At 31.2% G+C, this 22,227-nt stretch carries 27 protein-coding genes and 1 tRNA gene; 26 read left to right on the top strand and 2 right to left on the bottom strand.

The window, feature by feature from the left end:
• Positions 1–154 precede the first annotated feature (154 nt).
• The 13 genes from B8965_RS07895 (at position 155) to B8965_RS07955 (ending at position 12,139) form a co-directional block, all read left to right on the top strand.
• Positions 155–478, top strand: coding sequence for an Hsp20/alpha crystallin family protein (locus B8965_RS07895; protein ID WP_144015887.1), 324 nt, complete (start codon positions 155–157; stop codon positions 476–478).
• Positions 479–671: 193 nt separating this feature from the next.
• Positions 672–746 (top strand) — tRNA-Gln (locus tag B8965_RS07900).
• 332 nt (positions 747–1,078) lie between these two features.
• Positions 1,079–1,420: a DsrE family protein gene (locus B8965_RS07905; protein WP_084053428.1), complete on the top strand. Its 342-nt coding sequence runs from the start codon at positions 1,079–1,081 to the stop codon at positions 1,418–1,420.
• A 329-nt stretch (positions 1,421–1,749) separates the two neighbouring features.
• Complete coding sequence (gene ilvB / locus B8965_RS07910) at positions 1,750–3,441, top strand: biosynthetic-type acetolactate synthase large subunit (protein ID WP_084053430.1); 1,692 nt, start codon at positions 1,750–1,752, stop codon at positions 3,439–3,441.
• Positions 3,413–3,901, top strand: coding sequence for an acetolactate synthase small subunit (gene ilvN / locus B8965_RS07915; protein WP_084053466.1), 489 nt, complete (start codon positions 3,413–3,415; stop codon positions 3,899–3,901). The genes ilvB (B8965_RS07910) and ilvN overlap by 29 nt, the downstream gene beginning before the upstream one ends.
• A gap of 11 nt (positions 3,902–3,912) precedes the next feature.
• On the top strand, positions 3,913–4,905 hold the full coding sequence (ilvC, locus tag B8965_RS07920; RefSeq protein ID WP_084053432.1) for a ketol-acid reductoisomerase: 993 nt from the start codon (positions 3,913–3,915) through the stop codon (positions 4,903–4,905).
• 13 nt (positions 4,906–4,918) lie between these two features.
• Positions 4,919–6,559, top strand: a complete 1,641-nt coding sequence (ilvB, locus tag B8965_RS07925) for a biosynthetic-type acetolactate synthase large subunit (RefSeq protein ID WP_084053434.1) — start codon at positions 4,919–4,921, stop codon at positions 6,557–6,559.
• A 13-nt stretch (positions 6,560–6,572) separates the two neighbouring features.
• Positions 6,573–8,096: a 2-isopropylmalate synthase gene (locus tag B8965_RS07930; RefSeq protein ID WP_084053436.1), complete on the top strand. Its 1,524-nt coding sequence runs from the start codon at positions 6,573–6,575 to the stop codon at positions 8,094–8,096.
• A 5-nt stretch (positions 8,097–8,101) separates the two neighbouring features.
• The gene (gene leuC / locus B8965_RS07935) at positions 8,102–9,361 is read left to right on the top strand and encodes a 3-isopropylmalate dehydratase large subunit (RefSeq protein ID WP_084053438.1); all 1,260 of its coding nucleotides are present in this window, start codon (positions 8,102–8,104) and stop codon (positions 9,359–9,361) included.
• A 2-nt stretch (positions 9,362–9,363) separates the two neighbouring features.
• Positions 9,364–9,867 (top strand): 3-isopropylmalate dehydratase small subunit, encoded by a 504-nt coding sequence (locus tag B8965_RS07940; protein ID WP_084053440.1) that lies wholly within the window; start codon positions 9,364–9,366, stop codon positions 9,865–9,867.
• A complete protein-coding gene (gene leuB, locus B8965_RS07945; RefSeq protein WP_084053442.1) occupies positions 9,860–10,909 on the top strand; it encodes a 3-isopropylmalate dehydrogenase in 1,050 nt (349 codons plus the stop codon). Before B8965_RS07940 ends, leuB begins: the two co-directional genes overlap by 8 nt.
• Before the next feature lie 70 nt (positions 10,910–10,979).
• Positions 10,980–11,222: a hypothetical protein gene (locus tag B8965_RS07950; protein ID WP_084053444.1), complete on the top strand. Its 243-nt coding sequence runs from the start codon at positions 10,980–10,982 to the stop codon at positions 11,220–11,222.
• A 110-nt stretch (positions 11,223–11,332) separates the two neighbouring features.
• Entirely contained in the window at positions 11,333–12,139 is an 807-nt protein-coding gene (locus tag B8965_RS07955) for an ATP-grasp domain-containing protein (RefSeq protein ID WP_144015888.1), read from the top strand.
• A gap of 84 nt (positions 12,140–12,223) precedes the next feature.
• Here the strand turns inward: B8965_RS07955 and B8965_RS07960 are convergent, their stop codons facing one another.
• A complete protein-coding gene (locus B8965_RS07960) occupies positions 12,224–12,481 on the bottom strand; it encodes a PepSY domain-containing protein (RefSeq protein ID WP_242941959.1) in 258 nt (85 codons plus the stop codon).
• 798 nt (positions 12,482–13,279) lie between these two features.
• Between B8965_RS07960 and B8965_RS07965 the strand changes: the two genes are divergently transcribed.
• The 8 genes from B8965_RS07965 (at position 13,280) to B8965_RS12795 (ending at position 17,816) form a co-directional block, all read left to right on the top strand.
• Positions 13,280–13,738, top strand: coding sequence for a Fic family protein (locus B8965_RS07965; protein WP_242941960.1), 459 nt, complete (start codon positions 13,280–13,282; stop codon positions 13,736–13,738).
• Between the two features lie 320 nt (positions 13,739–14,058).
• On the top strand, positions 14,059–14,259 hold the full coding sequence (locus B8965_RS07970) for a helix-turn-helix transcriptional regulator (protein WP_084053448.1): 201 nt from the start codon (positions 14,059–14,061) through the stop codon (positions 14,257–14,259).
• Positions 14,259–14,645, top strand: a complete 387-nt coding sequence (locus tag B8965_RS07975) for a hypothetical protein (protein WP_084053450.1) — start codon at positions 14,259–14,261, stop codon at positions 14,643–14,645. The genes B8965_RS07970 and B8965_RS07975 overlap by 1 nt, the downstream gene beginning before the upstream one ends.
• A gap of 338 nt (positions 14,646–14,983) precedes the next feature.
• Entirely contained in the window at positions 14,984–15,184 is a 201-nt protein-coding gene (locus B8965_RS12620; protein ID WP_200805897.1) for a YcxB family protein, read from the top strand.
• 311 nt (positions 15,185–15,495) lie between these two features.
• Positions 15,496–15,594: an Rpn family recombination-promoting nuclease/putative transposase gene (locus tag B8965_RS12330; protein WP_242941961.1), complete on the top strand. Its 99-nt coding sequence runs from the start codon at positions 15,496–15,498 to the stop codon at positions 15,592–15,594.
• A 174-nt stretch (positions 15,595–15,768) separates the two neighbouring features.
• Positions 15,769–16,494, top strand: a complete 726-nt coding sequence (locus B8965_RS07985) for a Fic family protein (RefSeq protein ID WP_084053454.1) — start codon at positions 15,769–15,771, stop codon at positions 16,492–16,494.
• 90 nt (positions 16,495–16,584) lie between these two features.
• Positions 16,585–17,586 (top strand): diaminopimelate decarboxylase family protein, encoded by a 1,002-nt coding sequence (locus tag B8965_RS07990; protein WP_278336347.1) that lies wholly within the window; start codon positions 16,585–16,587, stop codon positions 17,584–17,586.
• Positions 17,586–17,816 carry a hypothetical protein gene (locus B8965_RS12795; protein WP_341451600.1) on the top strand — a complete coding sequence of 77 codons (231 nt, stop codon included), beginning with the start codon at positions 17,586–17,588 and terminating at the stop codon, positions 17,814–17,816. Before B8965_RS07990 ends, B8965_RS12795 begins: the two co-directional genes overlap by 1 nt.
• A 109-nt stretch (positions 17,817–17,925) precedes the next feature.
• On the opposite strand, the gene B8965_RS12470 is transcribed toward B8965_RS12795, so the two are convergent.
• Complete coding sequence (locus B8965_RS12470) at positions 17,926–18,090, bottom strand: hypothetical protein (RefSeq protein ID WP_159446311.1); 165 nt, start codon at positions 18,088–18,090, stop codon at positions 17,926–17,928.
• A 161-nt stretch (positions 18,091–18,251) separates the two neighbouring features.
• On the opposite strand from B8965_RS12470, the gene B8965_RS07995 reads away from it, so the two are divergent.
• From B8965_RS07995 to B8965_RS13100, 5 genes are all read left to right on the top strand, one after another.
• Entirely contained in the window at positions 18,252–19,142 is an 891-nt protein-coding gene (locus B8965_RS07995; protein ID WP_084053456.1) for a phosphate ABC transporter substrate-binding protein, read from the top strand.
• A gap of 71 nt (positions 19,143–19,213) precedes the next feature.
• Positions 19,214–20,077, top strand: coding sequence for a phosphate ABC transporter permease subunit PstC (gene pstC, locus B8965_RS08000; protein ID WP_084053458.1), 864 nt, complete (start codon positions 19,214–19,216; stop codon positions 20,075–20,077).
• A gap of 22 nt (positions 20,078–20,099) precedes the next feature.
• Positions 20,100–20,936, top strand: a complete 837-nt coding sequence (pstA, locus tag B8965_RS08005) for a phosphate ABC transporter permease PstA (RefSeq protein WP_084053460.1) — start codon at positions 20,100–20,102, stop codon at positions 20,934–20,936.
• Entirely contained in the window at positions 20,937–21,680 is a 744-nt protein-coding gene (locus tag B8965_RS08010) for a phosphate ABC transporter ATP-binding protein (protein ID WP_084053462.1), read from the top strand.
• Positions 21,681–21,805: 125 nt separating this feature from the next.
• Positions 21,806–22,227 (top strand): transposase (locus tag B8965_RS13100; RefSeq protein ID WP_144015889.1); only part of this gene is annotated, 422 nt, incomplete at its 3' end.

The following is a 22,227-nucleotide window of genomic DNA, read 5'->3' on the forward strand; positions in this document are numbered from 1 at the left end:
TCCCTCCCAAATTTTAAATTCCTTTATAGAATGCGTATTAGCAAAGAAATTATTCATAATAATAGAAGTTCTAAAATTATAAATTTAATAGAGTATAAAAACTTATAAATTAACCATTATATTAGTGTAAGATATTTTACTAAAATGGGGTGAGATGATGACATTATCATCAGGCGAGGGATTAGAAGAAATAAAAGATTCGCCAAAAGGAGCAAATGGAATGTTTACAGATATTTATGAATCACCAACAGAGATAGTTGCAGTTATTGAAATTCCAGGTGTACAAGATAAAAAGGATATTAAAATTGGTATCGAAAATAATATATTAACTATAAATGGAAAGTTAGAAAAATCATTTAATTTACCTTGTCCGATTAATGAAGAAGTTATCAGAACCTATTATGAAAATGGTATTTTAGAAATTAGGTTGCAAAAAACAATTTCAGATAACAAAAATATTGAGATAAATATTCATTAAAAATAAAATTAATAAGAAGACATACTGAAAAATTAAAATAATTATAAGATATGTTAAAAAAATTATTATAATATATAGAAAACTTAGCATGAAAATAATATCAAAAATGAGATAATAGTAATGAAAAGTAAAAATTAAATGTATTAAAAGCTCAAAAGAAGGTAATAATAGTTATAGAAAATAATTTAAGCAATGGGATGTCGCCAAGCGGTAAGGCACAGGACTTTGACTCCTGTATTCGTTGGTTCAAATCCAGCCCTCCCAGCCAAAGAATCTAGAATACTATTCTAGATTCTTTTTTGAATGGTTTAAAAAATAGAATAATTTTAAAACAAGGTATTTAGCAATTAAATAGTTTAAATATAAGCTATTTAGAAATTAAAATGATTTTATATAAAAATATTCTGAAAAAGTTATTTAGATAAAGTTTAAAATTTTAGTAAATGATTACCATAAAAAGACTAGAAGCAAAGATAAAAGGAATTTTGAATTTATATAAAGAATAGATTCAGTAAAGAAACCTTTTCCAAGAGGCACATTTTATCTACTCAAGAGTATTTAATTTTAATTTTTTGATTTTAGAAAAGAGGAGGAGGCAATATGAAAAAATATAAAGCATTATTTCATGTAGATGAAAAGGAAAAAATCATGTTGGTGCTAAAGAATATGGCAAATCTATTAAATGATTTAGGAGAAGATGAAGTTGAGGTAGCTTTAGTTGGAAATTCTGAAGGGATAGCTTTAATGTATCAAAGTTCAGAATATAAAGAAAAGGTTGAAGCTCTTTATAAAAAAGGAATATCTTTTGCAGCCTGCGCCAACACAATGAAAGAAAAAAAATTGAACAAAGAAGATCTTTTAGAATTTGCATATATTGTTCCTTCTGGTGTTGGAGAAATTGTAAAAAAACAAGCTCAGGGATATTTTTATATACGACCATAAAAACAGCCTAAAAGGCTGTTTTCTTTATATAAAATAAAGTAATTAATTTTATTAATAATCAGTAATCTATTACATAAGTATTTTAGAAAAAATTTTATTTGATAAAAAATATTTAACGGTTGACTATACTTAATTGTAATTGTATACTAATAAAAAATATAACTGTTACATAATATATAGCCAAACACATAAACTGTTATATATTATAAAAAGATGTTAAACTATAAAAAGCAATATACCCTAGAATTATTTTGGAGCCAGGGCACCAAATTCTAGGTGCATTATATTTTTAAATGTAATGTACTATATATTAAGAAGGAGGAATTTTTATGTTAGGGTCTGAACTTCTACTTAAGTGTTTAGAAGAACAAGGTGTAGATGATGTTTTTGGTATACCTGGTGGAGTTTTACTTCCTTTATATAATGTTTTAAGAACAAGCAATATTAATCATATTCTTACTAGACACGAACAAGGAGCAATACATGCAGCTGATGGTTATTCAAGATCGTCTAATAAAGTTGGAGTATGTTTTGCTACTTCAGGACCAGGTGCGACTAATTTATTAACAGGACTTGCAACGGCACATATGGACTCAATTCCTTTAATTGCGATTACGGGGCAAGTAGGAAAAAGTTTTTTAGGAAAAGATAGTTTTCAAGAGGCAGATACTACTGGCTTTTCTCAGCCAGTAACTAAACATAATTATTTAGTTACTGATGCAAGAGATATCCCTTCTATTGTTAAGGAAGCCTTTTATATAGCGAAAACTGGGAGACCAGGACCTGTTTTAATTGATATACCTAAAGATGTTTTTACGCAAGAATTAACAAATATCCCTGAAGGTAAAATCAGAGAGCGGGTAATTAAAAAACTCGCAAAGCCAGAAATTAATGATTGCCAGATACAAAGAGTAGTAGAAGCCTTAAAAAATGCTCAAAATCCTTTGATTTTTATTGGTGGAGGAGTTACGAGTGATGCAAGTCCTGCTCTAGAAAAAATTGCAACTAAACATCAAATTCCAGTAGCTTGTACTTTAATGGCTAAAGGATTATTCCCACCAAATAGCCCATTATACTTAGGAATGGTTGGAATGCACGGAATGCCTGGAGCTAATTATGCAATTCAAAATTGTGATCTTTTATTAGCCGTAGGACTTCGTTTTGATGATAGGGTAACAGGAGATTTAAACCATTTTGCAAAAGGGGCAAAAGTAATTCATGTAGACTTAGATGGTGCAGAGATTGGAAAAAATAGAAATGTAGAAATACCTGTGGTTGCAGATAGCTCTGATTTCTTTAATTCCTTAGAAAAAAGCTTAAAGAAAGTAAAAAGTACCAAAGATTGGTTAAGTTTAATTGAAGAAAAATCTTGTAAGTTATATAATAAGAATAATGATTTAATTAGTCCTCAAGAATTATTAGGAAAGATTAATGATTTAGTAGATGATGATACAATAATTGTAACAGATGTAGGTCAACATCAAATGTGGTCAGCTTTATTTGTTCATCCCACTAAACCAAAAAGTTTTTTAACTTCTGGTGGTTTAGGTACTATGGGATATGGATTACCAGCTGCTATTGGGGCGCAAGTAGCTAATCCTAAGAAAAAGGTAGTTTTAATAACAGGAGATGGAAGTTTTCAAATGAATCTTCAAGAATTAGCTGTTATAAAACAATGTAAACTACCAATTAAGATATTTATTGTAAATAACGGTTGTTTAGGTATGGTAAGACAATGGCAAGAATTATTCTTTGATAAAAATTATGCACAATCAAGCCTTGAGTTTAGTCCGGATTGGGAAATATTAGCTAGTTCTTATGGAATCTTAGGACAGAAAATTACGAATAATGAGAAAAAAGACAAGGTTATTAAAGAATGTATAGAAAGCGATTTTCCTTGTTTACTAGATGTTAAGGTAGATCCTGAAGCCAATGTCTATCCTATTGTACCTGCTGGTTGTAGTATCGATGAAATGTGGGGGAGATGGAATGATGAAGAAAACATTAGCAGTCTTGGTTGAAAACAGACCAGGTGTACTCTCTAAAGTTTCTGGACTTTTCTCACGTAGAGGGTACAATATTGAAAGTTTAGTTGTTAGTGAAACAGAAGATTCTTCTATTTCCCGCATGACAATAGTGGTTTCGGGTGATGAGATAATCTTAGAACAAGTTACAAAGCAATTAAACAAACTTATTGATGTTATTAAGGTGCATGATATGACAAGAGAAGAAACAGTTGATCGTCAACTGCTTCTTCTCAGAGTTAATGCTGATAACTCTACAAGAAGTGAAATATTAGAGTTAATAAATATTTTTAGAGCCAGGGTGGTAGACATTGGAAGGAAATCCATTATTATAGAAACAACTGGTGATATAAACAAAATTGAAGCAATAATAAAACTATTAAAACCATTTGGAATTCAAGAACTTGTTAAAACCGGAACTATATCAATGGTTCGTGGAAATAAAGAAAAAAATTAGGGGGAATAGAAATGGTACAAATGTATTATGATAAAGATGCAAATTTAGAGGTATTACAAGGCAAAAAGGTTGCAGTAATTGGTTATGGTTCACAAGGTCATGCTCACGCTCAAAGTTTACAAGATAGTGGAGTAGATGTAGTAGTAGGTCTTCGTCCTGGTAGTAGTACCTTTAAAAAAGTTGAAGCAGACGGTTTAAAAGCATTACCTATTGATGAAGCGAGTAAACAAGCTGATATCATCATGATCCTAATTCCTGATGAAAATCAAAAAGAAATTTACGATACCTATATCAAGGAAAACTTAGTAGCTGGAAATTCTTTAGTATTTGCTCATGGATTTAATGTTCATTTTGGACAAATTGTACCTCCAGCAGATGTAGACGTATTTTTAGTAGCTCCTAAGGGACCTGGACATATGGTTAGAAGACTTTATATTGATGGCGTAGGAATCCCAGGATTATTTGCAATTTATCAAGACGCTAGTGGAAAATGTAGAGATAAAGCATTAGCTTATGCTAAAGGAATTGGTTGTACTAGAGCTGGAGTTTTAGAAACAACATTTAAGGAAGAAACAGAAACTGATCTTTTTGGAGAACAAGCAGTTTTATGTGGTGGAATGACAGAATTAGTTAGAGCAGGATTTGACACTTTAGTAGAAGCAGGATATAAGCCTGAAATCGCTTATTTTGAATGTTTACATGAAATGAAATTAATCGTTGATTTAATGTATGAAGGTGGAATCCACAACATGCGTTATTCTATTTCTGATACAGCTGAATACGGTGATTTTGTAGCAGGAAAGAGAATTATTAATGATGATGTAAGAGCAGAAATGAAAAAAGTATTAAGAGATATTCAAGATGGTACATTTGCTTATAATTGGTTATTAGAAAATAAAGTAGGTCGTCCACGTTATTCAGCAGCAAAGAATGAAGGTAGAAATCATTTAATTGAGCAAGTAGGAGAAGAATTAAGAAGTAAAATGGCTTGGCTTAAAAAATAAGGAGTGAGACTTGATGATACACAGTGGGGCACAGATTTTAGTTAAAGCTCTAGAAAAAGAAGGGGTAGATTTAATTTTTGGATACCCAGGAGGGGCTGTGCTTGAAATCTATGATGAATTAGAGAAAAGCTCTATAGATCATGTTCTTGTTAGGCATGAGCAAGCAAGTGTGCATGGGGCAAGTGGTTACGCTCGTGCTTCTAATAAAGTAGGAGTAGCGCTAGCAACATCAGGGCCAGGAGCTACTAACTTAGTTACTGGAATTGCTACAGCTTATATGGATTCAGTGCCCCTTGTGATCATTACAGGTCAGGTTCCACGAATATTAGTGGGTACAGATGCTTTTCAAGAGGTAGATATAACAGGGATTACGGCACCAGTAATTAAATATAATTATTTAGTTCAAGATGTAAAGGATTTACCAAAGGTTGTAGCAGAAGCTTTTTATATTGCAAGATCTGGAAGGCCAGGGCCAGTGCTTATAGATATTCCTAGTGATGTTTCAAGGGATGAATGTGAGTATATCCCCTACAATAAAGTTAATATAAGAAGTTATAAGCCGACAATAAAAGGTCATCCTGAAATGATAAAAAAGGCAGTTAAGATGATTAAAGAAAGTCAATTTCCTTTACTTTGTGTTGGTGGAGGAGTAATTAGTTCTAACTGTTATGAAGAAGTAAAAAAATTACAAGAATTAACTCAGGCAAACGTCGTGTCAACGATGATGGGTCTCGGTGGGTTTCCATCAGATGATCAGGTACATAAGGGTATGCTTGGAACATATGGGCATAAAAAAGCTAATGAATTTGTCCAAAAGTGCGATTTATTTTTAGCGCTTGGAATGAGATTTGATGATCGAGTAGTGGGTAATTCAGCAAGATTTGCCCCAAATGCAAAAGTAATTCACATAGATATTGATCCAGCAGAAATTGGCAAAAACATAAATCCGGATTTACCTATTGTAGGAGATTTGCAACATATATTGAAAGATATTAATAAGCACTTAGAAAAAGAAAAAAAATCAGATATTGATTGGAATATAGAAAGTATAGAAAAATGGGAAAATTTAATGGTGCCTGAAATTTTAAGAAAAGTATCTGAATTAGTTCCTAAAGAAACCATTTTTACAACAGATGTAGGACAACACCAATTATGGTCAGCTTTAAATATTCCTTTTAATTTACCAAGAAAATGGATTTCATCTTGTGGTTTAGGAACTATGGGATATGGAATTCCTGCTGCTGTCGGAGCCCAATTAGCAATGCCAGATAAATTAGTAATCGCAATTACAGGTGATGGTAGTTTTCAAATGGGGATGACAGAGCTCGGAACCATTTCTGAACTAGACTTACCATTAAAAATATTAGTATTTAATAATAACTGTCTAGGAATGGTAAGGCAGCTGCAACATCATTATTGCGGAGAAAGGTATAGCCAAGTTCGCTTTAAAAAAGCTTTAGATTTTATGACTTTAGCTAAAGCCTTTGGAGCAGAAGGTTATAAAATTGAAAACATAGAGGAAAGCGAGAACATTCTAAAAGAAGCTTTCAATAATAATAAATTTTCGATTATAGAATGTTTAGTAGATCCACAAGATTTAGTCTATCCAATGGTTTTATCAGGTGATGGATTGGATCAAATGACTGGTGTTTAAGGAGGGGATATCTATGGATAATATATTTATTTTTGATACTACTTTGCGTGACGGAGAACAGTCCCCTGGAGTAACGTTGAACTTAAAAGAAAAGGTAGCTATAGCTAAACAACTAGCAAAACTTGGTGTAGATTGCATTGAAGCAGGTTTTCCAATAGCATCTCCTGGTGATTTTGAATCAGTTAAGGCTATAGCCGAATCTGTTGAGGGACCTGAAATAGCGGGACTTTGTCGGGCTAATAAAAAAGACATAGATAGAGCTTGGGAAGCCTTAAAAGTAGCCAAAAAACCAAGAATTCATATCTTTTTAGCAACGTCTCCAATTCATATGAAGCATAAACTAAATAAAACTAGCGAAGAAGTTTTAAAAATGGCGGTAGAAGCTGTAAGTTATGCAAAAAGTTTTACTGAAAATATAGAGTTTTCAGCTGAAGATGCTTTTCGTAGTGAGATGAATTTTTTATGTGAAGTTGTAGAAGCAGTAATTGATGCAGGTGCAACTACTGTAAATATTCCGGATACAGTGGGGTATGCCACCCCAGATGAGTTTGGGAAATTCATTAAAACTATTCATGAAAAAGTACCTAACATAGATAAGGCTATTATTAGTGTGCATTGTCATAATGACCTTGGCATGGCAACAGCTAATTCACTAGCTGCTATGGAAAATGGAGCAAGACAAATAGAAGTAGCTATGAATGGAATTGGTGAACGAGCTGGTAATGCTGCTTTAGAAGAAGTCGTAATGAGTATTTATACTCGTCGTCATTATTATAATAAAAAAACCAATATTAATTTGGGTGAAATTTATAGAACAAGTAAATTAGTTAGTCATTTAAGTGGGATGCAAATTCAGCCTAATAAATCTGTAGTAGGACGTAATGCTTTTGCTCACGAATCAGGAGTTCACCAAGATGGAGTATTAAAAGAAAGAGAAACTTATGAAATTATGAATCCTGAAATGATTGGGATACATGTAAATAATATAGTTTTAGGTAAACATTCTGGTCGTCATGCTTTTAAAACTCAGTTAAAAGATCTTGGTTATGAACTTGAGGGTGAAGGTTTAAATTCTGCTTTTGATAGATTTAAAGAACTTTGTGACCGGAAAAAAGAAATATCTGATGAAGATTTAATTGCCTTAGTAGATTCAGAAATATTAAAAGGGCCAGAAACATACAAGTTTGCTTTTATTCATTTTTCTTCAGGGACAAATGTTACTCCAACTGCAACTATCGGAGTTGAGGTAGAGGGAAAATTAGTCGAGGCAGCTGCTTGTGCGGAAGGTATAGTAGAGGCTACTTATGCAGCTATCAATAATATTGTCAAAGAAGAAATTACGTTAGCAGATTATTCTATAAATTCTGTAACTAGTGGAAAAGATGCGCAAGGTGAAGTAATTGTCAAAGCTCTTTATAAGGATAAAAGCTTTACGGGTAGAGGTATAAGTGTAGATGTCATTGAGGCTAGTGCGAGAGCATATATAAATGCAATTAACAAAGCAATCAATATGACTAAAGTATCTGAAGGGAAGTGAGCATTATGGGAATGACAATAACGGAAAAAATATTAGCAGCTCATGCTGGTTTAGATAAGGTGCAAGCAGGAGACTTAATTACCGCAAAAGTAGATGTTGTTTTAAGTAATGACGTAACAGCTCCAGTTGCAATAAGAGAATTTGAAAAATTAGGTGTAGGTAAAGTATTTGATAATTATAAAGTGGTAATGGTGCCAGATCATTTTAATCCTTGTAAAGATATTAAGTCTGCAGAGCAGTGTAAAATAATGAGAGACTTTGCTAGAGATCAAGAACTAGAAAACTATTTTGAAGTAGGAAAAATGGGAATCGAGCATTGTTTGTTACCAGAACAAGGTCTAGTAGGACCAGGAAACTTAGTTATTGGAGCTGACTCTCACACTTGTACTTATGGAGCTTTAGGCGCGTTTTCAACAGGCGTAGGAAGTACAGATGTTGCAGCAGCAATGGCTACGGGAGAAGTATGGCTAAGAGTTCCTGAATCTATTAAAGTAGTTTTAAAAGGAAAACCAGGTAAATGGGTAGTTGGAAAAGATGTTGTTTTAGCACTCATTGGAAAAATAGGCGTAGATGGTGCAAGATATCAAGCACTTGAATTTACAGGCGATGGCTTAGAACATTTATCTATGGATAGTAGATTTAGTATTGCTAATATGGCTATTGAGGCAGGAGCTAAAAATGGAATAATCGCCGTTGATGAAAAAACTAAGGAATATATTGAAAATAGATTGAAAAGACCATGTACAGTATATGAAAGTGATGCTGATGCTAGTTATGTAAGAGAAATTGAAATAGATTTAAGCACTTTAAAACCACAGGTTGCATTCCCACACTTACCATCAAATACTAAAGATATTGATGATGTAGGAGAAGTGAAAATTGACCAAGTAGTAATTGGTTCTTGTACAAATGGACGTATGGAAGATTTAAGGACAGCAGCAGCAGTTTTAAAAGGTAAAAAAGTTGCTCCTTTTATTAGACTTGTTGTATTTCCAGGAACGCAAGACATTTATCAACAGTGTATTGAAGAAGGACTTATTCAAACAATAATCGAAGCAGGCGGAGCAGTTAGTACACCTACTTGTGGTCCATGTTTAGGTGGTCACATGGGAATACTTGCAAAAGGTGAAAGAGCTATTGCTACTACTAATCGTAACTTTGTAGGTCGCATGGGTCATGTTGAAAGTGAAGTATACTTATCTAACCCAGCTGTAGCAGCAGCATCAGCAATTACAGGTAAGATCTCTAGTCCGGAGGAGGTATAATTATGGCAAATTATGTAGGTAAGGCCTGGATGGTCGGTGATGATGTAGATACGGACGTAATTATTGCAGCTCGTTATTTAAATGATTCTAGTGATGAAAATTTAAAAGCTCATTGCTTAGAAGCTGCGATTCCAGATTTTCATGAAAAGATAGCACAAGGTGATATTTTAGTAGCAGGTAGAAACTTTGGTTGTGGTAGTTCTAGAGAACATGCCCCTATTTCTATTAAAGCAGCGGGAATTAGCTGTGTAGTGGCTCATAGTTTTGCTCGTATCTTTTACCGTAATGCAATTAATATAGGTTTACCTATTGTTACGGCTCCAGATGCTGTAGCTGAGGTAACTGCTGGTGATCAGCTAGAGTTAGATGTTGAAGCAGGCGTATTAAAGAATATTACTAAAGGCAAAGAATATAAAGCAGAAACATTCCCTCCTTTTATTCAGGAAATTATAAATTCTGGAAATCTACTTAATTATGTAGAAAAGAAGGTGAAAAAGAATGACTAAATTAGTTATTCTACCTGGAGATGGGATAGGTCCTGAAATAATTGATGCTAGTTTACCTATATTAGAAAAGGTTAGCGAGAAGTTTAACTTAGAATTTTCTATGGAAACAGCTGATTTTGGTGGAAATGCTTATGATAAACATGGTAATCCTTTCCCGGATGAAACTTGGGAAAAGGTACAAAATAGTAATGCTGTAATTTTAGGATCAGTAGGAGGCCCTAAGTGGGATGACCTTCCTAGAGAACTTCGCCCAGAGGCTGCTCTTTTAGGAATCAGAAAACGTTTAGGACTTTACTGTAATATAAGACCAGTTAAATACCATGATATCTTAGCTTCTAAAGTAGTGTGGAAAGAAGAGTATATCAAAGGTGTAGATATAGTTATTATTAGAGAATTAACAGGTGGAGCTTATTTTGGTGCTAAAGGAAGAGATGAGCACAAGGCTTTTGATAATATTGAATATACAGCTGAAGAAGTAGAACGTATTGTACGTCGTGGTTTTGAAATTGCCATGAATCGTAAAAAAGTACTTCATTCAGTTGATAAAGCAAATGTTTTAGAAAGTTCAAGACTGTGGAGAGAAGTAACTTTAAGAGTAGCAAAAGAATACCCTGAAGTTAGATTAGAACATTTATATGTAGATAATGCTGCACTTCAATTAGTAATTAATCCTAAACAATTTGACGTAATTGTTACTGAAAATATGTTTGGTGATATCTTAAGTGACCAAGCGGCAGCTTTAGCAGGATCCCTTGGAATGCTTCCATCAGCTAGTTTAGGCGGAGAAATTGGTGTTTATGAACCAGCTCATGGTTCAGCTCCAGATATTGCAGGACAGGATAAAGCAAACCCACTTGCAACGATTCTTTCGCTAGCTATGATGTTAAGGTTTACCTGTAAAAATGAAGAAGCAGCTAAGGCTATTGAAGTAGCTGTGGAAAAAGTAATGAATGCGGGTTTTGCAACGATAGATATTGCCGGCCCAAATAGCAAATTAGTAGGTACCAAAGAAATGGCTGAGTTAGTGCTTAAAGAGATATAAATATAAAAAGGGCTCCCTTAGGGAGCTTCTTTTGTTTGTAAAATATTAATCTTACTCAGGAGGAATAAACATGATTATTTTAGAAAAACCCTATGTTTCAGAATTACTGATAAATTCATTAATTGAAGATAATATCCCTGTCCTTAAAAATGCTGTTTTAGAAGAAATGGCAGAAAAGAATAAATTAAAGGTATTAGCTGAACAAGAATTTAAAAATAGAATTACAGTAGATACTAAATTGTATTCTAATTCAGAAAATGCCTTAGGGTGGATAGCTGCTAATTTACCTGATTATTATGAGGAAAAAAAATAAATATCTTTAAGGATAAAGTAGAATTTAGAAAATTATTAAAAGATATTTATCCGGATTTTTTATTTAGGGAAATTGAGACAACGGAAATTGAAGATTTAGATATAAATACATTGAAAACTCCTTTTATTCTTAAGCCGGCAATCGGATTTTTTAGTATGGGCGTCTATAAAATAACTTCTGAAAGTGATTTAGAGTTAGCTAAAGAAGATATCCAAAAGAACATTAGAGATGTGCAAAAATTATATCCTAAAGATGTTATTGATGGGACAAGATTCATTATCGAAGAATGTATCGCAGGAGAAGAATACGCTATCGACGCTTATTTTGACTCAGAGGGTGAACCTGTTATTTTAGATATTTTAAAGCATGATTTTTCCTCGGAAGCTGATGTCAGCGATAGAGCTTATTATACGAGCAAAGAAATCATTGAAGAATATTTAGATAAATTCACGAAATTACTTATAACCATCAATGAAAAAACAAATCTTAAAAACTTTCCTTTTCATATAGAAGTAAAGGTAAATAGGGATAGAATAACCCCAATTGAAATAAATCCTCTAAGATTCGCGGGCTGGTGTACTACAGATATCGCTTATTATGCTTATGGGGTAAATGTTTATAAATATTATTTAGAAAATCAAAAGCCTGATTGGAATAAAATTCTAGAGGGTAAGGAAGGTAAATTATATAGCATGATCATTCTAGATCGTCCCCAACACCTAGCAGTTGAAGAAATTAAAGAATTTAATTATGATAGGGTTTTAAATAGTTTTGCAAAACCTTTAGAACTAAGAAAAATAGATCACAGGGAATATCCAGTTTTTGGATTTGTATTTACCGAAACAGAGCAGGAAAACAAAAGAGAAATAGAAGACATTTTGAAATCGGATTTACTAGAATATATTGAGTTAAGATAAGTAAAAAACAATGACAACTAGATTTAGTTGTCATTGTTTTTTTAGAGATTAAAAGGAAATTTAAGGAACAATGGAGATTTAATTCTAATCATCCTCTTTTTCAATTTCAAATATCTGTCCTGTATTGGCGTTGATTTTAACTTCATATAAACCATATGTGGTGAGAATATATACTTCATAGACTAATACCCCGTCTTCATAGTCTAATTCAACCTTTACCACTTTACCGGGGATTTGTTGTAAAGCAATTTGAATAGCCATTTCGCTATTGACTCGATAACTTCCCCAATAATTATCCCAGATAACAGGAAAACTATTGTTTCTATAATAATATTTTAACAATATTAAAACCACCTTTTTAATATTTGTAGCTAATATTAAAATATGTATAATATTTTTAAGAGGTACTCAATGTGGAAAATATGCATTTCTTTATTATGTTTTATTAATTTTATTAATAAAACACTCAGATGAATCAGCACTTTAAGAGCCTTTATAAATAGATGCTCTTTGGTGTCTAAAATATTGACTCGAGTCCACTTGAATTTGTCATAATAGCAAGTATGAAAAACTCATAAAATAGACTAAACAATTGATATGACAAGGATAGAGTGTGTTTTGCATTCTGTCTTTTTTAATTTTCTTTCTTTGGGTTTGTCATAGTGCATTATATAATAGTGTTATGTAAAACTAAAAATGAAGGTGTAAAAACATGGAAAGTGTTGATCCGATTAGAGATTAAAAGAAGATACAGGATAGGTTTGATGATAAGAGAGAGTCTGTAAATAAAATGACATAAAATAATTTATGAGTGGTTAGTTTATTTTCGAGTTTCAATGATGAATATAATTTATAATATGAATCGTAGTTATGGTAGACTTCTATTATTCAATATTTAAACCTAACTCAAGTATAAGAGCAAGGTCAGAGGAAGTAGTATGTATATGTAATGAATTTGCTATATGTTAGAATTTCATAAGTACGAGGAGTGAATTATATATTTAAAATAATTGATGACAAAAAGGCCTTGCTAGAGAGTAAAAGACCATTTCCACAACATACTTTAAAAAGTATAAGAAAAAAATACTACTTGAATGGACTTATAACTCAAATGCAATAGAAGGAAATACTCTTACACTTATGGAAACTAAAGTTGTATTAGAAAGCATTACTGTAGGAGGAAAAACGTTTAGAGAACATTTAGAAATAGTAAATCATAAAGATACTATACTTTATATAGAAGATATAGTTAAAAGTAAAGAAGAACTCACGGAGTGGCAGATAAAAAATATTCATAGACTGATTTTAAAGGGAATCGAGGATAAATACGCTGGAAGTTACAGAGAGGGCTTCTATCGTCCAATTATATTTGTAGGTATACATCCTTTTATAGATGGTAATGGGAGGACTTCAAGGTTACTTTTGAACTTAGAATTAATGAAAGCGGGATATCCACCTATAATTATAAGAAAAGAAAATAGATTAGAATATTATAATGCTTTAGACAAAGCACATACAACTAAAAACAACAAAGATTTTGTTAATTTAGTCTTAGCAGAAGTAAATTCTATATTAGATTTATATTTAAAGTATTTATAGTTAATTTGAATTGATAGAATCATTTGGAAAAAGTCAGGACCAATAATATACAATCCGCAAAATAAATCTTTAAGTAAAGGAACTAGTATATAAAAATGAAAAATAAAGTAAAAATTATATTATATGCATTATTTATATTAAATGTTGTACGATAATAAATCGTTTTAAAATTAAATTGGTTAATCAAATAACCTAAAATACCAACCTGACTTGGATTTATAATCTGAGTCAGGTTTTTATATGGAAAGTTAACTTGACTTTTAGTGTTGAAATGATAGAATATCATATGGAAAGGATGCTTTCCTTAGGAGGAGTTTGACTTGAAAAATAGATTAGAAGAAATCAGAAAGAAACGAGGTATTAAACAAGAAGAATTAGCGTCTGCCCTTGAAGTTTCAAGGCAGACAATTGGCTCATTGGAAAATGGTAGATACAATCCATCTATTATTTTAGCATTTAAAATCGCCAGATATTTTCAAATGAGCATTGAGGAAATTTTTATTTATGAGGAGGAAAATTAATGAAAAAGATATGGTATATTGGATATGTTTTGGCTCTAACTATAGCAATTATTATTGCTGTAACGGATCTACCAAACTCAGTTGATGCAGGGTTAGGGCTTTTATTTACATTTATTCTTTCAATTAGTTATGTACAGTTAAGTCACAGTAAAAGAATGGATACTGATAAGGATTATAAAGTAGATGTACTTGATGAACGAAATATTTCTATTAAAGAAAAAGCCGGAAATATTTCTAATGTTATTACGTTGATGCTTTTAGGGTTTGTTACAGTAATATTTATTGTTATGGATTATATAGTGCCTGCCGTTATACTAGGTAGTATTATTTTCATCCAGCCATTAATTTTAATAGCAGTTAGTACTTTCGTTGAAAAACGTATTTAAAGTATTTTGAAAAGGAGGAGATTTAAATAGAGATTAATTTTGAAATAACAGAAGATGATTATATTAAATTTAATTTATATCATGTGTTAAACTCACCTTCACAAAAAAAGACCTATAACTTGTTAAGATTTATAGTGCCTTTATTATTTTCAGTGCCTATATATACAATAGGTACGACCGTATTTAAACAGCCTGAGATTTACTGGATGATTAGTGCCCTATTATTTATTATCTTTTGGATAATTTATTACCCAAAGCAGTTTAGGAAAACAATCAAAAAACAAACAAAAAAGCTATTGCTAGAGGGTGATAATTCTTCTTTTTTTGGTAAAAAGACTATGATAATTGATGAAAATAATTTAAAGGTTATTAGTGCAGATTCTACAGAGGTAATATCTTTAAAAAGTATAAAATTTGTTAAGGTTTATGATGACATGATACTTATTTATTTAAGTGCTGTTACGGCTCAGATTATACCTACTAGATATTTAAATGAAAATTCTAAAAGATATCTTTTAAAAATATTGAGCATCAATTAATAAAAACACCTAACTCAAGGGTAGTGGTAAAACCAATATCGAATATTTGGAAAAACTGAGTATGAGAAAAGCATCTAAAAAAACTTTCTATATATGCGTATAGGGAAAAATGATGTTGGTTAGTTATTGAGTAATTTTACAAATATTAGAACTGGAAATAATGATCTGTTTTTTGTGAAAAGTTAACCAAGTTAAAAGTTTTATAAACGACTCTTTTTGAACATTAGTTGACATATTTAATAAAGCATCATTTACTAATAATGGCATACAACCAAGTCCTATTGTATCATATAAGTAGGTAGGTGAACTGGATGAAAATCCAAAATCCTCATGATAAGTTTTTAAAGAAAACGTTTTCAAATATAGAAGTAACAAGAGATTTTATAAATAATTATTTGCCAGAATTTTAATGAAAAAGACATTAAGAAAATAACAAAAGAAATAGAGGGTATTTATCCTGAAGAGAGCTAGCTAATTATGATTACTTCTGAAGACTTAGAAGAGAAGGCCTAGAAAAAGGAATATATTGATTCAGTAAGTATAAATAAAAAAACAGGATATGTAATAATTAAGGAGAGAAAAGTATGTTTAAAGAAATTGATGAAAAAAAAGCCCTAATAGAGAGCAAAAGACCATTTTCCCAACATACTTTAAAAAGTATAAGAGAAAAACTATTACTTGACTGGACTCACAATTCAAATGCAATAGAAGGAAATACTCTTACACTTATGGAAACTAAAGTTGTATTAGAAGGCATTACTGTAGGTGGAAAAACACTTAAAGAACATCTAGAAATAATAAATCATAGAGATGCTATACTTTATAGTGAAGATATAGTTAAAAATAAAGAAGAACTTACAGAGTGGCAGATAAAAAACATTCATAGACTGATTTTAAAGGGAATAGAGGATAAGTATGCTGGAAGTTATAGAGACGGGCAAGTGATAATAGCAGGAGCTGAACATATATCACCAGAACCATTTTTAATAAAAAATGAAATGGAAGGTTTTATTAACTGGTATTATAATGAGGGACAAAAGCTTCATCCCATAGAGATGGCTTCGATGGTTCATATCATATTTGTAGGTATACATCCTTTTATAGATGGTAATGGGAGGACTTCAAGGTTACTTTTAAACTTAGAATTAATAAAAGCGGGATATCCACCTATAATTATAAGAAAAGAAAATAGATTAGAATATTATAATATTTTAGACAAAGCACATACGACTAAAAACAACAAAGATTTTGTTAATTTAGTCTTAGCAGAATTAAATACTACATTAGATTTATATTTAAAGTATTTATAGTTAAATGATTCAATTTCCATCTTATATCTTGATTTACCAAGAATAAACTAACGTTTATTCGAATTTAAATTATAAAGAGGAAGAATGCTAATGGAGAATATTTATAATATTATTGACAGTCTAATGAAACAATATGATAAGCCTTTTTACTTTTACGATGAAAGTGTCATTGCAAAAAATATTAAGATACTTAAAGAAAAGTTTCTAAGATTTGAATTTTTATATTCAATAAAGGCAAACCCCTATACACCCATTGTAGATTTCATAGTATCAGAGGGGCTTGGAGCTGATGCAGCATCATCAGAAGAGGTAATTCTTGCTTACAACACAGGTTTAACATCTGAAAAAATATTATATTCAACTCCAGGAAAAACGCGTAACGATATTGAAAAGACTTATGATAAGTCAATTATAATAGCTGATAGTTATAATGAACTTGTTTTAATTAACGAAGTGGCAAAGGATAAAGATATCCAGATAAAAGTTGGTATTAGAATTAATCCGGATTTTGACATAGATAGTGGGGTAGGAGTAAGTAGTAAATTTGGTGTTGACGAAGATACCCTAGTGAAACAGAAAAGTTTTTTAGATAGTTTAAAAAATTTGAAAATCATAGGAATACATGTTCATCTACGTTCTCAGATAATTGATTATCGGATACTTTATAGATATTATGAAAAGGTATTTCTATTATCTTTATTTTGTAAAGAGGTAATGAAATGGGAACTTGACTTTATTAATTTTGGTGGAGGTCTAGGTATAGTTTATTCATCATTAAATGATAGTCCCCTTGATCTAGAACTTCTTAGTGAAAAATGTGAGGTTCTTTTTCAAAGGTTTAAAGATAAAATTAAGGTTAGACTCATTCTTGAAACAGGTAGATTTGTCGTCTGTGAAGCGGGTCAATATATTACCCAAATTGTAGATATTAAAGAATCTAGAGGTACCAAATACTTAATTGTAAAAAACAGTCTTAATGGCTTTTTTAGACCTTCTATTGCAGAATTTTTAGCGGCCTATACACCAAAAGAAAAAAATTACAGGGCTGTGAACCACTATTCACGTCGAAAGATGCTTTTGATTTTACGATAATAAAAAGAGAAAATTATCTTTTAGAAAAAGTAAGTGTTGTAGGCAATTTATGTACTTCAGCTGATATAATGGCAAAAGATATAATGCTTCCAAAGGCCGACGTTGGAGATATACTTGTTGTATCAAAGGCAGGAAGTTACGCATTTACATTAACCCCAATATTATTTGCAACCCATCCTACACCGTTACAATTTTATTTAAAGTCTAATGGTGAATTATATGTAGATTGAACCCTCCTTATGTAGTAGATAGGGAGTGGTTAAGTTTTATCAGAAATCGTATTTACAGAAATTATTTCATAGGCTCTTTTTTATGATAATTTAATATTAAAACTACGTTTTATTCTGCTTTTCTAAGATCTCGTTTAAGTTCAATTATCTGTGTATCGCTTTGAGCGACCTTTCTCGTTAATGAATTAATATCAACTTTTATGTCCTCTAATTTTTCAACTACCTCTGTTTTATACTCACTTAACATAGCTGTTTGCTCATATATAGCATTCATTTGTCTACCAGATTCTCTTTGGAATTATTCAATGTTATCTACTTTGGTATCAAGGCTACCTAATTTATATTAGAAAAAAATAGCGGTTTTAAAGAATATGATATAAAATAAGCAAGGTAAATAGGATATTCATGATTAAAATTTAAAAAGGAGGATTAATAGTGAAAAAACAAATATCTTTATTTTTATCTATTATTTTAGTTGCTGGTTTAATTGTAACTGGGTGTGGAAAACAAGAAGCTGGTCAGGTTTTCAAATCTGAAATTACATATAATGGTTCATCTACCTTAGCACCTGTAATATCTGCTCTTGCTACTGAGTTTATGGAAGAATATGTTACCTGGAATAAGGTGGATCCAGATTTCCCAGAGGAGAATATATCTATATATGTTTCAGCAGGAGGATCTGGGGCTGGGGTTAAGGCAGCTTTAGAGGGAACTAGTGATTTTGGGATGTTGGCAAGAGAACTAAAAGATGAAGAAAAGGAGAAACTAGGAGATATAGAAACTTTTACCCTTGGTATTGATGCATTAACTGTTTCAATAAATCCACAAAATCCATTAAATGAAATAAAAGATAATTTAACTTTAGAAGAGGTTAAGAAAATATTTTCAGGAGAATATAAGTATTGGGATGATGTAGATAATAGTTTAGATCATAAAGAAATAGTAGTGGTCATAAGAGACTTAGGTGGTGGGGCTCATGGAGTGTTTCAAAAGAAAGTAATGGGAGATACCGAAGTTAGAGAAGATGCTATACAAGCTCCTTCTATGGGCGCATTAGTCACAAAATTAATGGAAAATAAAGATGCTATAGGATATGCATCTTTCGGTATGGTTAATCAAAATGAAGGAAAGATTATTCCTTTAAAAGTTGACGGTATAAAGCCAACAGTAGAAACAATAGTTAACGGAACATATAAAATATCAAGACCACTTATAGTAGTTAAAAAGGGTAGTCTTAGTAAAGAAGAAAAAGCATTTATGGATATGGTTACATCTACTAAAGGGTCAGAAATTATTGAAAAAATGGGTTTTGTACCAGTAAAATAGATTCAAGGGCTTTTGCTCTTGAATCTATTTATGTATCGAGATATTAGTCAAACATATTATGAGGTGGTTAAATGAGAAAAACAAGAGAAAGGATATTTAACTTTATAATAAAAATATTATCTTTAATTTCTCTATTTTTACTTGCATTTATAATTATATTTATCTTTAGAGAAAGTTTGTCTTTCTTTATGGAAGTTCCAATACTTAAGTTTGTATCTGGTAGGGATTGGAACCCCTTGGATTCTCCAGATAAATTATCAATATTACCTATTATAGCTGGCACAATATATACATCTTTGGTAGGAATAATAATAGCATTACCAATAGGGGTTGGTTTTTCTGTCGTTTTATCAAGTTATACAAGTGATAATATGAGAAGAATAATAAGAGGCATTGTTGATATCTTAGCAGGTATCCCTTCTGTAGTATATGGATTTATAGGTTTATTAGTTTTGGTGAAATTTTTCGAAATAAGATTTTCATTTCCAACAGGTGAATCTATATTAGCTGGAGGAATAATTCTTTCTATAATGATGTTACCCTATATTATATCTACTTGTGATGAATCTATGGAAAAGGTGTATAAAGAACACTCGCAGCAATCAAATGCATTAGGTGTTTCTAAATCATATATGATAAGGAATTTAATATTGCCAAAAAGTAAAAAGTGCATTTTAGCAGCGGTAGTATTAGCACTTGGACGAGGAATGGGTGAAACCATGGCAGTTATGATGGTAATAGGTAATGCTCCACTAATGCCTAGACTACTTGATAAAGGTCAAACAATCCCCTCGCTTATAGCCCTTGAAATGGGGATGGCAGAAGTAGGAAGTTTACATTATCATGCTCTTTTTGCTTCTGGCTTTATACTCATGATAATATTGATTGTAATAAATATCGCATTACATTTTGTAAAACTAAAAATAGAGTTATAAATCTCTATAAGGATTGATAAAGATGAGGGAAAAAATCAAAGATTCTATACTCAAAGTATGGATTACTATATGCGTGATAATAGTCTTTACTATAGTTATGTTTATATTTGGATATATTTTTAAAAATGGCGTAGGATCTATAAATCTAGAATTTATATTATCTGATCCAAAGGGTATTCCTATTGGATCAGAAGGTGGGATATTTCCTGCTATTATTGGAAGTTTATTTTTAATGCTTATAGCTTGTATACTTGCTTTTATATTAGCTATTTCAACATCAATATATACTGTATTTTATTGTAGGTCTAAAAGAATGGAAGGAGTAATCCATTTAATAATACAATCCATGGCAGGAATTCCTTCTATAATACTAGGGTTATTTGGGTATACTTTGTTGGTATTATACTTAAATTTAGGTAGATCTTTATTATCTGGAGGTATAACTCTAGGTATTATGATATTTCCTTATATCCAGGTACGAATAGAAAAAACACTCCGGGAAGTGGAAATAAATATAGTAGAGGCTTCTTATGCTCTTGGAGTATCTAAATCTTATACTATCTATAAGCTTATATTACCTATGTGTAGAGCTGACATAATCTCCACAATAACTATGGCCGGAGGGTATGCTATGGGTGCTGCAGCACCTATTATATTAACTGCAGCAGTAATATTTGCTCCCATACCAAAATCCTTATCTTCGCCTGTTATGGCATTACCATTTCATCTATATATTTTAACAGGAGAGGGAATATCTTTAGAAAAAGCCTATGGAACAGCTTTGGTACTAATAATGATTTTACTTATCTTAAATATAGTGTCAATAATCTTAAATATGAAAAGAAGGGGTGATAGGTAGATGGATATACTTAAAATAAATAATTTATTTGCTGGATATGGAGATAAAAAGGTATTAAAGGATGTATCTATGAACATAAAAAGGAATAAGATAACGGCTATAATAGGTCCATCTGGCTGTGGAAAGTCAACATTCCTTACAACTTTAAATCGTATGATAGAAGAAAATGGTGGGAATTTCACCGGAGAAATATTATATAAAGATGAGGACATATTATCCTATGAAAAAGATAGTATAAGGAAAAATATAGGCATGGTGTTTCAAAAGCCTACCCCTTTTCCCTTTTCAATATACAAAAATTTAACTTATGCTCCTATATATTATGGGATAACAAGTAAAGCCGAATTAGATAAAATAGTGGAAACTAACCTTAAGGAAGCAGGACTTTTTGATGAGATAAATAAGGATTTACATATGTTAGCTACCAAATTATCCGGAGGCCAACAACAAAGACTTTGCATTGCAAGGGCTCTTACTGCAAAGCCAGAAGTTTTATTATTAGATGAACCTTGTTCCGCCTTAGATATTAAAAATATTCAAAATATAGAGGAAATGTTATTAAGGTTTTCAAGGGATTATACCATAATTATAGTAACTCATAATTTAGCTCAGGCTAAAAGAATATCTGATTATACAGCTTTTATATTAGATGGTGAATTAATAGAATATGAAAAAACAGAAAAGATATTTACAAATCCTATTGATAGTAGGACAAAAGAATATATAGAAGGAATATATGGATAAACTCAAATGGAGAAAAATTAACTCTTTTATAAATCTAAGGAATATCTAAATGACATGATAAACTAAAGTTGTAACACCACATAGAAATAATATATTATTATATTTAAGAAAGTGGTGATACAAAAATGGGTAAGAAAATATATGAAAAATCATTTAAAGAAAAACTAGTAAAATTACATCTTGAAGAAGGCAGATCTGTTGCCAGTTTAACTAAAGAATATGGCCTTGGACAAGGCTCTTTAAATATATGGATTAAAAACTATCGCAAAGAATGCAGCCAAACAGAAACAGGAACAAAAGATTTAGAATTACTTGATAAAATCAGAAAATTAGAACGTGAAAATAAAGAACTAGAAAAGGAAAATAACTTTTTAAAAAAAGGCAGCAGCATTCTTTGCCAAGGAAATAGAAGATTAATCTATATATTTATTGATGAAAACAAAGATGAATTTGGGCTTAGATGGCTTTTAAATCGCTTAAACATATATCCAAATGCTTACTACAATTATTTGAAAAAACGTTCCTTAAAACAAGAGATTAAAAAAAA

The organism is Desulfonispora thiosulfatigenes DSM 11270, from assembly GCF_900176035.1.
In the GTDB taxonomy this organism is placed as follows: Bacteria; Bacillota; Peptococcia; order Peptococcales; family Desulfonisporaceae; genus Desulfonispora; species Desulfonispora thiosulfatigenes.

Coding starts and splice junctions, on each gene's coding strand:
- B8965_RS07895 (WP_144015887.1), top strand. CDS start 155: ATGATGACATTATCATCAGGCGAGGGATTAGAAGAAATAAAAGATTCG.
- B8965_RS07905 (WP_084053428.1), top strand. CDS start 1,079: ATGAAAAAATATAAAGCATTATTTCATGTAGATGAAAAGGAAAAAATC.
- ilvB (WP_084053430.1), top strand. CDS start 1,750: ATGTTAGGGTCTGAACTTCTACTTAAGTGTTTAGAAGAACAAGGTGTA.
- ilvN (WP_084053466.1), top strand. CDS start 3,413: ATGAAGAAAACATTAGCAGTCTTGGTTGAAAACAGACCAGGTGTACTC.
- ilvC (WP_084053432.1), top strand. CDS start 3,913: ATGGTACAAATGTATTATGATAAAGATGCAAATTTAGAGGTATTACAA.
- ilvB (WP_084053434.1), top strand. CDS start 4,919: ATGATACACAGTGGGGCACAGATTTTAGTTAAAGCTCTAGAAAAAGAA.
- B8965_RS07930 (WP_084053436.1), top strand. CDS start 6,573: ATGGATAATATATTTATTTTTGATACTACTTTGCGTGACGGAGAACAG.
- leuC (WP_084053438.1), top strand. CDS start 8,102: ATGGGAATGACAATAACGGAAAAAATATTAGCAGCTCATGCTGGTTTA.
- B8965_RS07940 (WP_084053440.1), top strand. CDS start 9,364: ATGGCAAATTATGTAGGTAAGGCCTGGATGGTCGGTGATGATGTAGAT.
- leuB (WP_084053442.1), top strand. CDS start 9,860: ATGACTAAATTAGTTATTCTACCTGGAGATGGGATAGGTCCTGAAATA.
- B8965_RS07950 (WP_084053444.1), top strand. CDS start 10,980: ATGATTATTTTAGAAAAACCCTATGTTTCAGAATTACTGATAAATTCA.
- B8965_RS07965 (WP_242941960.1), top strand. CDS start 13,280: ATGGAAACTAAAGTTGTATTAGAAAGCATTACTGTAGGAGGAAAAACG.
- B8965_RS07975 (WP_084053450.1), top strand. CDS start 14,259: ATGAAAAAGATATGGTATATTGGATATGTTTTGGCTCTAACTATAGCA.
- B8965_RS12620 (WP_200805897.1), top strand. CDS start 14,984: ATGATAATTGATGAAAATAATTTAAAGGTTATTAGTGCAGATTCTACA.
- B8965_RS12330 (WP_242941961.1), top strand. CDS start 15,496: ATGAAAATCCAAAATCCTCATGATAAGTTTTTAAAGAAAACGTTTTCA.
- B8965_RS07985 (WP_084053454.1), top strand. CDS start 15,769: ATGTTTAAAGAAATTGATGAAAAAAAAGCCCTAATAGAGAGCAAAAGA.
- B8965_RS07990 (WP_278336347.1), top strand. CDS start 16,585: ATGGAGAATATTTATAATATTATTGACAGTCTAATGAAACAATATGAT.
- B8965_RS12470 (WP_159446311.1), bottom strand. CDS start 18,090: ATGAATGCTATATATGAGCAAACAGCTATGTTAAGTGAGTATAAAACA.
- pstC (WP_084053458.1), top strand. CDS start 19,214: ATGAGAAAAACAAGAGAAAGGATATTTAACTTTATAATAAAAATATTA.
- pstA (WP_084053460.1), top strand. CDS start 20,100: ATGAGGGAAAAAATCAAAGATTCTATACTCAAAGTATGGATTACTATA.
- B8965_RS08010 (WP_084053462.1), top strand. CDS start 20,937: ATGGATATACTTAAAATAAATAATTTATTTGCTGGATATGGAGATAAA.